Source organism: Enterococcus pallens ATCC BAA-351, from assembly GCF_000407485.1.
Taxonomy (GTDB): domain Bacteria; phylum Bacillota; class Bacilli; order Lactobacillales; family Enterococcaceae; genus Enterococcus_A; species Enterococcus_A pallens.
In genome coordinates, this window is record NZ_ASWD01000002.1 from 794,006 (window position 1) to 808,140 (window position 14,135).

9 protein-coding genes are annotated in these 14,135 nt (G+C 36.9%); 3 read left to right on the plus strand and 6 right to left on the minus strand.

The features are described 5' to 3' along the window. Positions 1-3 precede the first annotated feature (3 nt). The 4 genes from I588_RS10250 to tgt all read right to left on the minus strand — a co-directional run bounded on the left by I588_RS10250 (position 4) and on the right by tgt (position 5,196). The gene (locus I588_RS10250) at positions 4-498 is read right to left on the minus strand and encodes a hypothetical protein (protein ID WP_010755096.1); all 495 of its coding nucleotides are present in this window, start codon (positions 496-498) and stop codon (positions 4-6) included. A gap of 220 nt (positions 499-718) precedes the next feature. Continuing rightward, positions 719-3,322 carry a bifunctional acetaldehyde-CoA/alcohol dehydrogenase gene (gene adhE, locus I588_RS10255; protein ID WP_010755095.1) on the minus strand — a complete coding sequence of 868 codons (2,604 nt, stop codon included), beginning with the start codon at positions 3,320-3,322 and terminating at the stop codon, positions 719-721. A gap of 303 nt (positions 3,323-3,625) precedes the next feature. Beyond that, positions 3,626-3,970: a preprotein translocase subunit YajC gene (gene yajC / locus I588_RS10260; RefSeq protein WP_010755094.1), complete on the minus strand. Its 345-nt coding sequence runs from the start codon at positions 3,968-3,970 to the stop codon at positions 3,626-3,628. A gap of 80 nt (positions 3,971-4,050) precedes the next feature. Continuing rightward, entirely contained in the window at positions 4,051-5,196 is a 1,146-nt protein-coding gene (tgt, locus tag I588_RS10265; protein WP_010755093.1) for a tRNA guanosine(34) transglycosylase Tgt, read from the minus strand. 497 nt (positions 5,197-5,693) lie between these two features. On the opposite strand from tgt, the gene adhE (I588_RS10270) reads away from it, so the two are divergent. Next, the gene (gene adhE / locus I588_RS10270) at positions 5,694-8,297 is read left to right on the plus strand and encodes a bifunctional acetaldehyde-CoA/alcohol dehydrogenase (protein WP_010755092.1); all 2,604 of its coding nucleotides are present in this window, start codon (positions 5,694-5,696) and stop codon (positions 8,295-8,297) included. Between the two features lie 62 nt (positions 8,298-8,359). Here the strand turns inward: adhE (I588_RS10270) and I588_RS26825 are convergent, their stop codons facing one another. Then, positions 8,360-8,533 (minus strand): type II toxin-antitoxin system YafQ family toxin, encoded by a 174-nt coding sequence (locus tag I588_RS26825; RefSeq protein ID WP_081632959.1) that lies wholly within the window; start codon positions 8,531-8,533, stop codon positions 8,360-8,362. Between the two features lie 774 nt (positions 8,534-9,307). Next, positions 9,308-10,138 carry a MerR family transcriptional regulator gene (locus I588_RS10275; protein ID WP_010755090.1) on the minus strand — a complete coding sequence of 277 codons (831 nt, stop codon included), beginning with the start codon at positions 10,136-10,138 and terminating at the stop codon, positions 9,308-9,310. 82 nt (positions 10,139-10,220) lie between these two features. Between I588_RS10275 and I588_RS10280 the strand changes: the two genes are divergently transcribed. Continuing rightward, positions 10,221-12,197: an ABC transporter ATP-binding protein gene (locus I588_RS10280; protein WP_010755089.1), complete on the plus strand. Its 1,977-nt coding sequence runs from the start codon at positions 10,221-10,223 to the stop codon at positions 12,195-12,197. Then, positions 12,181-14,037: an ABC transporter ATP-binding protein/permease gene (locus I588_RS10285; protein WP_010755088.1), complete on the plus strand. Its 1,857-nt coding sequence runs from the start codon at positions 12,181-12,183 to the stop codon at positions 14,035-14,037. The genes I588_RS10280 and I588_RS10285 overlap by 17 nt, the downstream gene beginning before the upstream one ends. Positions 14,038-14,135 lie beyond the last annotated feature (98 nt).

Consider the following 14,135-nt stretch of genomic DNA (forward strand, 5'->3'; position numbering starts at 1 on the left):
CTCCTATTTTCTGTTCAACAATCGCTGCCAGAAGCTTTTCTTTTTTCCCACACGAATATTGCCACCTGTTGTTTCGTGGGTACTAATCATCGTCTGAAAGACCAAATTATCCTGCAACAGGAACTGGTTTAAAATATGCAGCTGCTCTAATTGCTCCATTATATGAGTGATTTGTTCTGCGTTTAAATCGAATAAGTTCAGTTTTTCGCCTTGGGCTTTCAACAAACGCTGAAAATCCCGTTGAATTAATTTAATCAGTTCATATTCCCGCGTAAGCAGACTGTTGATCTTTCTCGGCTCCTGCTGCTGACTATCAGCTGCCGGTACGAGGTTTGTTACTATCTCTAACGCCTCCACATAATCTCTTAAATCCAAGATAAAGATTTGGGCGGCTTTTTTATTCATTAAATAGGTTTGACTGGTTAAAAACTCGCCTAAAGAAACCAATTCTGCGTTTGTTTGGCTGAGTTCACGTATCTCCCGCGTTAGCTTTTCCACTGGCGTCTGTCCCTCTTTTCTTCCCTTAATACCAGTCTAACTTTTTTTTTAAAATAGAACAATCGTAGAGTTCAAATTTATAAAAAATAAAGAAACCCAAGAAAGTTCATATCAGATCTAAAGCTGATTCATGAAGTTTTTTAGAGCTATTTTCCGAATAAAAGTTTCGCTTAAAAACTCAAAAAAAGAACCTCCACGTGGGAGGCTCTTCATTGTAGTCTTATGCTTTGTAATCGTAAGCTGTAACGATGATTTCTTTCAGCTCGCTGATTAGTGGTTCTTTAGGGTTAGCAGTAGTACATTGGTCTTCGTAAGCCAATTCAGCCATACGATCCGCTGTAGCATCTAGAACTTCTTGCGTTACGCCTTGTGCTTTCAAGTTCATGTCGATACCAACGTTTTTACCTAAGTTGTAAACTGCTTCGATTAATGCATCAACCAATTCTGCAGTTGTGTTACCTTTAAGACCTAAGAACTTCGCGATATCAGCGTAGTCTGTATCGGCACGGAAGTAGTCATATTTAGGGAACATTGCATGTTTTTGTGGGTCTTTCGCATTGTAACGGATGATATGAGGCAATAGAATTGCGTTCGTACGTCCGTGAGGAATGCCGTATTCTCCACCGATCTTGTGAGCGATTGAGTGACAAATTCCCAAGAAAGCATTCGCGAATGCCATACCAGCCATTGCTGATGCGTTATGCATTTTTTCTCTTGATTCTGGATCAGCTGTTTTCACTGAATTTTCAAGGTGTTCAAAGACGATCTTGATTGCTTGCAAGCTCAATCCGCGAGTGTAGTCAGATGCCATTACAGATACATAAGACTCAATTGCGTGAGTTAATACGTCCATACCAGTATCAGCTGTTACTGAAGGTGGCACAGTCATAACAAATTGAGGGTCAACAATCGCTACATCTGGTGTTAATGCGTAGTCTGCTAATGGGTATTTCACGTGAGTGTCGCTATCGGTGATAACGGCAAACGGAGTAACCTCAGAACCAGTACCAGAAGTAGTTGGAATACATACAAATTGTGTTTTCTTAGGATCAGCAATCTTGTAAGTACGTTTGCGGATATCCAAGAATTTTTGTTTCGCGCCGAAGAATGAAGTGTCTGGGTGTTCAAAGAACATCCACATACCTTTCGCCGCATCCATCGCAGATCCACCACCTAATGCAATGACAGTATCAGGTTGGAACTCGTTGAACATTTCTAGACCTTTGTAAACAGTGTTTGTTGAAGGGTTAGGCTCAACATCTGAGAATACTTCAACCTTCACGTCGTTTTTGCGACGGCCTAATACTTCACGAACGATGTCAGCATAACCGAATTGAACCATACCTGGGTCACAAACTAACATAACGCGTTCAACATTTTGCATCTTAGTTAGATACAATAATGAGTTCTTTTCAAAGAAGATTTTTGGTGGTAATTTAAACCATTGCATATTATTTCTCCGTTTCGCTATAGTTTTAACATTGATTAAGTTAATAGCAGATACGTTCTTAGATACAGAGTTCTTACCGTATGAACCACAACCAAGAGTCAATGATGGAATCATTTCGTTGTAGATATCACCGATACCACCTTCAGCAGATGGTGTGTTAACTAAGATACGGCAAGCTTTCATGCGCAAACCAAATTTCACTTGCAAGTCTTCATCTTCAGTATGAATAACTGCTGTATGTCCTAGTCCGCCTAGTTCAAGCATACCTTGACACATATCTAATGCTTCTGCTTGGCTGTTCGCTTTAACCATTGCTAGTACTGGAGAAAGTTTTTCACGAGATAATGGATATTCAGCACCAACGCCATCTAATTCAGCGATTAACATTTTAGTCCCTTCAGGAACTTTAATGCCAGCGCGTTGCGCGATATCCATAGCTGAATGACCAACGATTGCTGGGTTAACAGCATATTTGCCTTCGTTCATTACAGCATCTTCTAATTTTTTCAATTCATTTTTCTTAACAACGTATGCTTGATGTGCTTCAAATTCGCGTTTCACATCATCGTAAATTTCTTTGTCAACGATGATTCCTTGCTCAGAAGCACAGATCATGCCGTTATCAAATGTTTTTGATACAAATAAGTCATTAACTGCACGTTTGATTTTCGCAGTTTTTTCGATATAAGCAGGAGCGTTACCAGCACCTACACCTAAAGCAGGTTTACCAGTAGAGTAAGCAGATTTAACCATGCCTGGTCCACCAGTTGCTAATACGATCGCTACGCCTGGATGATTCATCAAGCCTTGAGTTGCCTCAATTGATGGTGTTTCAATCCATTGGATACAGTTTTCAGGAGCTCCAGCAGCAATTGCAGCGTCACGGACGATGCGTGCAGCTTCCACTGAACATTTTTGTGCAGATGGGTGGAATGAGAATACGATTGGGTTTGCTGTTTTCAAAGCAATCATTGCTTTAAAAATAGTTGTTGAAGTTGGGTTAGTTGTTGGTACAACCCCACAGATAACACCAACTGGTCCAGCAACTTCGATCAAACCTCTTTGTTTGTCTTCGCCGATTACACCAACAGTTTTATCATGTTTAATGCTGTTCCAAATGTACTCAGAAGCATACATGTTTTTGATTGCTTTATCTTCGACAATCCCACGGCCAGTTTCTTCAACTGCCATTTTTGCCAACATCATGTGCTTGTCTAGTGCTGCCATTGCCATTTCGTGAACGATGTGGTCAACTTTTTCTTGATCGAAATCAGCCATGATATCTAATGCTACATTGGCCTTCGTTGCCATCTCATCGATCATTTGCTCAACATTGATCGTGTCTTTTGTTTCTTTCTCAACCGCTTTTGCCATGTGAGTCCTCCTAATAACATAAATTATTTGTTAATTTTTTCACATTCCCATCATACAACATCGGTTTAGATTTGTAAATACTTTTTTGTGATTTTTTTTCACACCTTTTTATTCTTTAACAAATGTGCCTGCTGCTAGGCCTTCTGTGGTATTTTCTAAAGTTTAAGAAATTCTGCAAAAGATAAAAAGACAAACATTATTTAATTCAACATTTCACAACGTTGGCAGAATATTGAAAAAACGAGACAAAAAATAAGCCGCAAGTAAACATTACGCTTACCTGCGGCCTTCATCTGTACAAAATTATTCTTCTTTATCCGTTGGTTCTGGTGTTACTTCCGGTTCAACAACTGCTTCAGTTGTTTCAACTGGTGCTGGATTGACTGGTGCTGCTGACTTCACAGTGCGGATCGATGCCCGATCAAACACTAAGAAGATGCCTTCGCAATCTAAAGTAACAGTTTTTTCAGCACTGTTCATTTCAGAAATAACTCCGTGCAAGCCGCCGATTGTTACAACACTATCGCCTGGCTTCATTGCATCTAATAAATTTTGACGTTCTTGCTGTTGTTTCTTTTGGGTACGATTCATCATAAAGAACATACCGATCATCACAACTAACAAGATTATCATTGGAAAGCTTCCCATGTTTATTCCCCTCACATTCTAATAGTCACTAAATACTGTAACAAAGATAACAGACTTAAACTAGTGGTTTGCATCATTTTTTAGAAACTTTTTGCGTTTTCTTTGTTAAATCCATAGGCCTCAAAGAACGCTTCACGGAATTCTAACAAGTTATCATCCATAATCGCCTGACGAACTTGCTTCATTAAGTTGATTAAGAAATACAAGTTATGATAAGAAGTTAAACGAATCCCGAATGTTTCATCACAGTGAATCAAATGACGAATGTAAGCACGGCTGTAATTACGGCAAGTATAGCAATCGCAGTTTTCATCCAGCGGACGGAAATCATGCGCGAATTTCGCATTCTTTACTACTAAACGGCCTTGAGAAGTCATGGTCGTCCCATTACGAGCAATTCGAGTCGGCAATACGCAGTCAAACATATCTACGCCGCGAATGACGCCATCAATTAATGAATCCGCAGCGCCAACCCCCATTAGGTAACGAGGTTTATTCTCAGGAATCAATGGTGTAGTAAATTCCAAAACCCGATTCATTTCAGCCTTTGGTTCCCCTACGGATAAGCCGCCAATAGAATAGCCAGGGAAATCCATGCTGACTAAATCTTTCGCACTTTGACGACGTAAATCTTCAAAGCCGGCTCCTTGAATAATTCCAAACAAGCCTTGAGTATCTGGATTGGCATGCGCCTTTAAGCCGCGTTCTGCCCAACGTGAAGTGCGTTCCACCGACTTCTTCACATAGTCATAGCTTTCATCAAATGGTGGACACTCATCAAAGCTCATCATGATGTCTGAGCCTAGCTTGTTTTGGATATCAATTGCTTTTTCAGGAGATAAGAACATTTTCGAGCCATTTAAATGGTTCTTAAAATGAACGCCCTCTTCAACGATATTTCGCATATCAGCTAAAGAGAATACTTGAAACCCACCTGAATCAGTTAAGATCGGTTGATCCCAGTTCATGAACTTGTGCAGTCCACCAGCTTCCGCCACTAAATCTTCTCCTGGGCGCAGCCATAAATGATAGGTATTGCTCAGGATAATCCCAGCACCCATCTCTTTTAATTCTTCTGGTGACATGGTTTTTACAGTAGCTAATGTTCCTACTGGCATAAACATTGGTGTGGGAAAGGTCCCATGAGGAGTGATAATTTCACCTAAACGGGCACCTGTATGTTTTTCTTTTTTAATTAAACGATAAGAAATCGCAGGTTGTGTCATTTTTCTTCCTACTTTCCTTGCTATGTATGGACAAACAACTTGTATCATCATACTGGTTTTAACGCCCTTTTGCAACTTTCTAAAGGGTGCTTAATGACTTGTTGAGATATTTTTAAAAAGAATTTTCTACCAGCATCGAATTTTCGAAAAATGAGCACTTTTTTCATTTTAAAGACAGATTCTGCCATTTTTTTATAATTTTAACGCTTGTTACTCTTTTCTCAAATTCTCAAGTAACTAAAAAAGTTTTTATTGCATTAAGTTCGATTCTATTATATTAATTTCACAAGCTCAGCTAAAGAGTGGCACAAGACAGTTGTCACTAAGCTTTTACATATATTTGAGATGAAAAAATAACTATAATACAATGAGCTAAGTATTGTTATTTCATTATATGAAAAAGTTTGTGAAAATATTTTTATGTTTAGAAACCGTTTACAAGCGCGTTCTCTTAGCCTATGCTTAGTGAGAATAAAATATTATTTAGGAGGAAACAAATGGTTAAATCAGCGGAAACAGAGCAAAAAGAAACAATCAATGTGGAGCAGATGATTGACGACTTGGCTGCTAAAGGCAATGCTGCATTGAAGGGCATGAAAAACTTTACACAAGAGCAAGTCGATCATATTGTTCACGAAATGGCTATGGCTGCTTTAGATAAGCATATGCTGTTAGCCAAAATGGCTGTTGAAGAAACGGGTCGTGGAATTGTCGAAGATAAAGCGATCAAAAACATGTATGCTTCCGAGTATATCTGGAACAATATCAAGCACGACAAAACCGTTGGCGTCATTCACGAAGACAAGCAGCGCCATTTGATCCAGATTGCCGAGCCTGTCGGTGTTATCTGCGGAGTTACACCTACAACTAACCCAACCTCTACAACTGTTTTCAAATCATTAATTGCTATTAAAACGCGTAATCCAATTATTTTTGCTTTCCATCCAAGCGCTCAAAAATGTTCAGCTGAAGCAGCACGGATCGTCCGTGATGCAGCAGTAGCAGCCGGCGCTCCTGAAAACTGTATCCAATGGATCGAAACACCATCCTTAGACGCAACACAAGGTCTGATGAACCATCCAGGGGTAGCGATCGTCTTAGCAACAGGCGGTGGCGCGATGGTTAAATCTGCATATTCCACTGGTAAACCTGCTTTGGGTGTGGGACCTGGTAACGTACCAGCCTACATCGAAAAAACAGCGTTAATTAAACGTGCCGTCAATGACCTATTCCTTTCTAAAACCTTTGACAGCGGGATGATTTGTGCCTCTGAACAGGCAGTCATCGTTGACAAAGAAGTCTACGATGAAGTGAAACGCGAATTCGAAGCACATCAAGCGTATATCGTGAAAAAATCTGAATTGAAAAAATTAGAAGCAGCCGTAATGAACGAAGGCAAATATGCTGTTAACCCAGCAATTGTTGGGCTTTCCGCTGTTACGATTGCTGAAAGAGCAGGCATTCGAGTTCCAGAAGGGACAAAGATGCTGATTGCTGAATTAGATGGCGTTGGCACGGATTATCCATTATCGCGTGAAAAACTTTCTCCGGTTTTAGCAATGGTTAAGTCCAATAACGCGGAACACGGCTTCGATCTTTGTGAAGCAATGCTAGATTTGGGTGGTTTAGGCCATACCGCGGTTATTCATACCGAGGACGAAGATTTGCAATTAGAGTTCGGAATGCGCATGAAAGCTTGCCGTATCTTAATAAACACACCATCCTCTGAAGGTGGTATTGGAGATATTTACAATGAATTGATTCCATCATTAACTCTTGGTTGTGGATCTTATGGTAAAAACTCAGTTTCTCATAACGTCTCAGCCCCTGATTTATTAAACGTCAAAACAGTAGCGAAACGGAGAAAAAATATGCAATGGTTTAGATTACCACCGAAAGTTTTCTTTGAAAAGAACTCTCTATTGTACCTAACCAAGATGGAAGATGTTTCTCGGGTTATGATCGTTTGTGACCCAGGAATGGTTCAATTTGGCTATGCTGACATCGTGACTGAGGTCTTAAATCGGCGCGACAACGATGTGAAAGTTGAAGTCTTTTCAGACGTTGAACCAAATCCTTCTACTAATACGGTCTACAAAGGCTTGGAACGAATCATTGACTTCCAGCCAGATACCATTATCGGTCTAGGCGGCGGCTCAGCAATGGATGCGGCAAAGGGCATGTGGATGTTCTATGAGCACCCAGATACTTCCTTCTTTGGCGCAAAACAAAAATTCTTAGATATTCGCAAACGGACGTACGGCATTAAGAAACCTGTGAACTCTCAGCTGGTTTGTATCCCAACTACTTCAGGTACAGGTGCCGAAGTAACACCGTTTGCCGTTATTACAGACAGCGAAACACACGTGAAATATCCGTTAGCTGATTATGCATTGACGCCAAATGTGGCAATTATTGACCCACAATTTGTAGTCACTGTGCCAGCATCAATTACCGCTGATACTGGTATGGATGTATTAACCCATGCGATTGAGTCTTATGTATCTGTAATGGCGTCAGACTACACACGTGGCTTAAGCTTGCAGGCAATTAAGATCGTCTTTGACTATTTAGAAAAATCAGTCAAAACCGCTGATCCCGAAGCTCGCGAAAAAATGCATAATGCGTCAGCGATGGCTGGTATGGCCTTTGCCAATGCTTTCCTAGGAATTTGTCACTCAGTCGCTCATAAAATCGGCGGCGAATACGGTATTCCTCACGGACGTACCAATGCGATTCTATTGCCGCATATTATTCGTTACAATGCCAAGGACCCGCAAAAACATGCGATGTTCCCTAAATACGACTACTTCCGAGCGGATACTGACTATGCAGACATTGCTAGATTCTTAGGCTTGAGAGGCAATACAACGGCTGAATTAGTAGAAGCCTTGATCTCAGCCGTTTACAACCTGGGTGTTAGTGTAGGTATCGAAATGAACTTGAAAGCCCAAGGAGTAACCCAAGAAGTCTTGGATGCTACTGCCGATCGGATGGCTGAACTAGCTTACGAGGATCAATGTACAACCGCCAATCCAAAAGAACCACTGATCAGCGAGTTGAAAGAGATTATCGTGACCTGCTTCGACTACAAACAATAAAAGTAAGAAAAGCCGAATTGCCTTCTATTTTTGAAGGTGGTTCGGCTTTTTAGGTTAATTGGTTATCTTAGTAAATTGTCGTGATTCCCAGTTCTAACAAGAACTAACTCACATACATCATTGTGAATCCGATAGATAAGCAGCCAGTCGGCCTCAACATGGCACTCTCTGAAGCCTTTCCAGTTTCCCTTTAGTCTTGATGTATGCTCCGGTTTGGTCGATAACCATATGAACAATCTTTAGAATCTACTTCGAAAATGGGTTCTATAATCAGCTTTGTTGCTTGGTAGTCCACTCGATCCTCGATAGTTAGAATACCTCATGGTCTTTCTTGTATCATCATTTCCCTTCGAAATATGAATACGTCTGACTGGTTGTGTTTCCTACGTTTTATTTTTAAGTTTCTGATACAAGTCGTTTAGAAATTGGCTTTCACCAATCGTTGATGTAGTCGATCGTTTATCCATCGAAGCCACCGCTTCCCCGATTCTGCTTGACCATTGCTCAAGCAAGTCTTAGTACATCTGGTCGATAAATTTTATCGTATAACACATGAAACTTACGTTTTGGCTGTACCATAGCCCATTGATATTAGAATTTGTCTCAAGGCATTCACTTTGGGTTTCAATATGGTGTTAGTCATTGCTTTGACATTCATGTATGAACGCCACCTTTCAAATTCTTTAAATGAAGTAGATGTACTTTTCTACGCTAAGTTATGTTGTCCTAGCGATCATTAGTACTATGCTCTCCTCCTACTCCCTTCCATCCAGTTCTCATTTCAGCTTTTCCTTATAGATTTCTGCTTTACATTTATCAAGGTGACGGGAAGGGTTTCCCCAGTTCCCCTAACTACTGTCTTTCATGTCGCTTCCTAATATTTCGAGAGATTCTTAGGTGTTATTCCAAGTTCTTCACACTGTACATGGACTTCGCCTATATGTCGAAGACTCGACTCCTATTTGATTGTTTTCACAGGTTCCATGATGCACCTGCTTAGTTGCATAAAATTATCTTTTTTTAACAGGTATTAAAATTTCAAACACTCGTTTTTCAGGAATAGTAGTAGTAATTTCATCTTGCCAAAGTATTTTCCAAAAGAATTTTTCAGGGATAAATTTATTTTCTAGAAAATAGTTAGTTAGTTTATTATTGAGTTTTTCCTTATTGTAATTCGAATCCTGTACAAAGAAAGATACGTATATTCCGTTTGGCCTAGTTACAATTTTTTGTTTATCGTAGAGTTTACTCTGTTCCTTATTTATTTTAATTAGTGACTTAAAGGGAGTATTTTGAATGTCAGAAAAAATAGAATCTTCTACCATAAAATTTATCGGATAACCATTGAATAAATCTTTTTTATCTAAAGATAAATAGAAATCACTATAGCTAGATAAGGAGTCTATTGAGTCGTAGTAATGAGAATGCATCCAGTCAGAACAAATAAACGATTCTTCTTCTCTATAAGAATGAGTAATGGTATTAAAATCTATATTTTTTAACGTTGTATATCTGTCTATGTAATTTTCTAAAAACGTCTGCATATGTTTTAAGTTGTTGATCTTTTTATCCAAATTTTTTTTGCGATTTTTAAATTCGGTTAACGTGTCATCCATATTTCTATTATCGAGAAAATATTTAATCTGTTCTAAAGGTACATCAAGGAACTTTAAGGTCAATATAACATCTAATTCAAAGCATTGGTCACAAGTATAATACCTAAAACCATGATCAGATATTTTTTGGGGTTTGAACAGATCAATTTGATCATAATAGATTAAAGTTCTTCTACTTAAATTTACGTACTTTGCGAATTCACTAATTGTTAAATAATTATTCATAATTTCCTCCTTGAATGTGACGTAACGTTACAGATTATTCTAGCAAAACAATAACGCGATCGAGCTATGGAAGGAGCTTCTTATGTTAAGTTTAAAAAAGATAAAAAGAGTATTTGGAAAGGAAGTAGTACTAAATAATTTATCAGGTGATTTCCAAAAAGGACTTAATTTTATTTACGGACCATCTGGTAGCGGAAAGACAACATTGCTAAATATAATTAGTGGTATGGATCAAAATTTTGAAGGAGATGTTTACTTTAATAATCAGTCAATTAAAAAGTTCACAAGAAAAGAGCTATCCAACTATTATTACAATTCAATAGGATTTATATGGCAAGATTACCAATTAATAGAATACTTGAGTGTAGAATGCAACATTGATTTAGCTCTAAGTCTATCGAATTTAAATAAAGTAGAAAGAAAAATGAATGTCGCAAAGGTATTAGACGAACTAGGAATATCTGGATTAGCTAAAATGAAAGTCGCAAAATTATCTGGTGGACAAAAACAGCGAGTAGCGATAGCCAGAGCATTGGTAAAAGATCCAGAAATTATATTAGCTGATGAACCAACAAAGGCATTAGATCCTTTAGCTTCTAAAAAAATAATGACGGAATTACAAAAGATAGCTAAAGAAAGAGTAGTAATAATAGTAACTCATGATAAAGGTTTAATTGGGGAAAATTCAAATGTCTATAGAATAGAGCAAGGACAATTAAAATTAGTAGAACAAAGTAAACAAAACTCAAAAGATAGCGAGAAAAAGAAGCCATTGATTAAATCTCCGTATTTATCTTTAAGAAATTGTATTTCTCAATCTTTTAACATTCTAAAAGGAGCATCTATATATTCCATATTAACAATTAGTCTACTGATACTTTCTTCCTTTTTTATGCTTATTAATTTGAGTGGAGAAATAGAAGAAAAGCAAGATGGTAATTTTAGTCGTCTTGTTGAAGAAAGAGGAGAGACCATAAAGGATATTTCTTTACCAAAAGAATCGACAGGAAATGGTTCTTCTAGTTCTCTAAAACAAGATGTTTCAGGAGCTGTTGATTTATTGAAAGATGACCCCAGAGTAGATTTTATGGCAGCCTTAGAAATAGTAGGTAATTTAAAAATAAGCATAGGGGATGTAGTTAAAAATTATGAAGTACAGGACAGCTTTAATTACCCTGCAATTACCAAATTGATAGCAGGAAGATATCCCTCAATTGGTGAAACAGAGGTTGCTGTTCCTAAACGATTACTTGATTTATTAGGTCTAAAACCATCTGAGGTGATTGGGAAAAATTTAAATATGACAGGGCTGATAGATGTAAATCCAAAGATTGGAAGTGACGAAATTACAGGGTCAAAGGTTGCACTCGATGATGTAAAAGTAGTAGGAGTTATTGAAAATAATCCTAAAGGTGGAGCGATTACCAGTACTCTAGGGAGACATGATGGGAAACTAACAGATGGTCCGTTGCTATTTAGTGTAGAATCTATCAAAAAAATGCGTCAACAAGCAGGTGTTGAGAAATCTATGAGCTATAACATACGAGCAAAAACATTAGATGACATTTTACCTATTGTAAACACACTACAAAAATCAGGTTTACAACCTTCTGGAGATTTCAGCATGATTGAAGACATGCTCCGATTGAGAAAGAAAAACGAAGAACAAGGTGCTACCATCAGTTTGATTTTCTTTATCTTGTCATTAACAATTAGTATTGTTCTGGCTCTATTCAATTTCCATTTAAAGAAAAGTGAATTTGTTTTTTTCAAGTTCAATGGTTTCAGTAATAAAAATATTTTGAGTTTGACGATTTCAGAATACTTTATGCTCGGAATGATGTCTTCTATTCTATTCCTTCTAAGTTTTCCGTTGCTAAGTCTCTTAAGTCAAAAGTTTTTTAACATATATGTAGTATCTACAAATAATTTAGTTTTAGTGTTATTGCTACCGTTTGTCCAATCAATACTAATCAGTGTCCTGTCATACTTATTATTTCTTAAAATTAATCCTGCTACCAAAATGAAACAAGGTGATCCTAATGATTCGTTTAAATGATGTCAGTAAAAAATACAAAGATTTGGATATATTACTTCATACAAATTATAGCTTTAAAGATTGTACGTTAACTTGCGTTTTAGGTGATAGTGGCTCTGGTAAATCAACGTTATTAAATTTAATAGCAGGTTTAGATACAGAATATGAGGGTGTAATTGAAAATGTATGTTTTAAAGAGCCAAGCTTATCTAATAAAAACTTGTCTAATTATAGATTCAACAATGTAGGGTTCATTTTTCAAGATTATCATCTCTTAGACGGATATACAGTGATTGAAAATGTAATAATGGGTGTTCATTTAAACTCTGAATTGACTAAAGAGAAGAAAAAAGAAAAAGCATTAAAATTATTAACGGAACTGGGATTAAAAAATAAAGCAAACCAAATGGTGCATGAGTTAAGCGGTGGTCAAAAACAAAGGGCTTCTATAGCAAGAGCACTAATGAACGATCCTAAAATAATTCTTGCAGATGAACCAACAGCTGCGTTAGATGAACTAACTGGTGATGGTGTAATGAGGATACTAAAAAGATTGGCAAGAAATAGAACAGTGATTGTTATTACACATAGTGAAACAGTTTCAAAGTACGCCGATGAAATAGTTTGTTTAAAAAATCATACGCTAGAGATAGTGAAAGAAAAAGCTAAGCATGAATTAGACAACAACAAAGAAAATAAGTCTTTTAAAACTAAAGAAAACAAAGATATAGTTCCGAAAATCAACTCAAAATTACTTTTTGGGATCGCTATGAAGAATTTTAGAATACATTTTTTCAAAAACTTACTTGCTATCTTACTAATTTCATTAGGCTCGGTCTCCTTTATTGCGACACTAGGGATAAAAGGGACCATAAACAATGAAATACAGTTATTTAAAGAGAAAAATGCTTACTATAGTAAAGGATCAATTGCTTTTTCAAATAAGCCTTTATCTGAGGGGATTACTTATTTGCATTCATTGCCTAATGTTAAGGATGTTTATTATCAGTATAATCTTCAAAATATTAATCTTAAATACGATCATAAGAATAAACACTTAGATACTAAACCGCCAACATTGATTTCTTCAAATCTTTCGATGATTTATGGAGATATGCCTAAGGATAATAAGAATGAGATATGCTTATCTCTCAGTATTGCCTCCTCTTTAAATAAAAATATCAGTAAATTAGTTGGGAAATATATAGACTTTGAATATTTTGATAAGCATGGAGAAAAAAATAGAATAAAAATGAAAGTCAGCGGCATTTCAAACGATTCTTTAGATAATTTTACAATGAGCACGAAGATGGAAAAGAAAATTTATAGAGAAATAAATAAAGGTAAGGCCTCTGCCATAGCATTTAGTGTAAAGAACTTTGAGGATATTCCCATAGTTCATCGCCAGCTGAAAAATGAAGGATATGATGTATATACTAAGGAAAAAGATATTCGTGCTTTCAAAAATAGTTTTGCTGATACTGTAAAGTTGTTCACACTATTATCCAATTTACTTTTGATCATATTTATTTCTGTTAGTTTTATTATAATATATCGTATATCTATCACTAGATATTCTGAAATCGGTATATTAAGCTGTTTAGGATATAGTATCAAAAATATTTCTAAGATATTGATAAGAGAAACGGCTCTATTTTGTATCCTGTCAATACTATTGAGTACACTATTACTTCTTAGTTTTTCTACTGTTTATAGCTATAAATTGGGTTACAATTTAGATTTAAATTTCCAACTAGCTATGCTTTTATTATTGGTAAATATTGGCTTAGTTTTTGGAATAACTACTTTTGCTAATTATCGATTGGTCAATATATCGCCTAGTCTGGCTTTGAAAAAATAAGAGTTGAAATTTTTAGTTATCCTACCCATTTATCGTCAACAGGATATTGTTTTGTTTACTACTCATTTACACACCGCATTTTTTCTGTCTAGCCTAGT

Bases quoted from the DNA above. Each gene is read 5' to 3' on its own strand.
- tgt (WP_010755093.1), bottom strand. From the start codon at position 5,196: ATGACACAACCTGCGATTTCTTATCGTTTAATTAAAAAAGAAAAACAT.
- I588_RS10280 (WP_010755089.1), top strand. From the start codon at position 10,221: ATGTTAAGTTTAAAAAAGATAAAAAGAGTATTTGGAAAGGAAGTAGTA.
- adhE (WP_010755095.1), bottom strand. From the start codon at position 3,322: ATGGCAAAAGCGGTTGAGAAAGAAACAAAAGACACGATCAATGTTGAG.
- adhE (WP_010755092.1), top strand. From the start codon at position 5,694: ATGGTTAAATCAGCGGAAACAGAGCAAAAAGAAACAATCAATGTGGAG.
- I588_RS10275 (WP_010755090.1), bottom strand. From the start codon at position 10,138: ATGAATAATTATTTAACAATTAGTGAATTCGCAAAGTACGTAAATTTA.
- yajC (WP_010755094.1), bottom strand. From the start codon at position 3,970: ATGGGAAGCTTTCCAATGATAATCTTGTTAGTTGTGATGATCGGTATG.
- I588_RS10285 (WP_010755088.1), top strand. From the start codon at position 12,181: ATGATTCGTTTAAATGATGTCAGTAAAAAATACAAAGATTTGGATATA.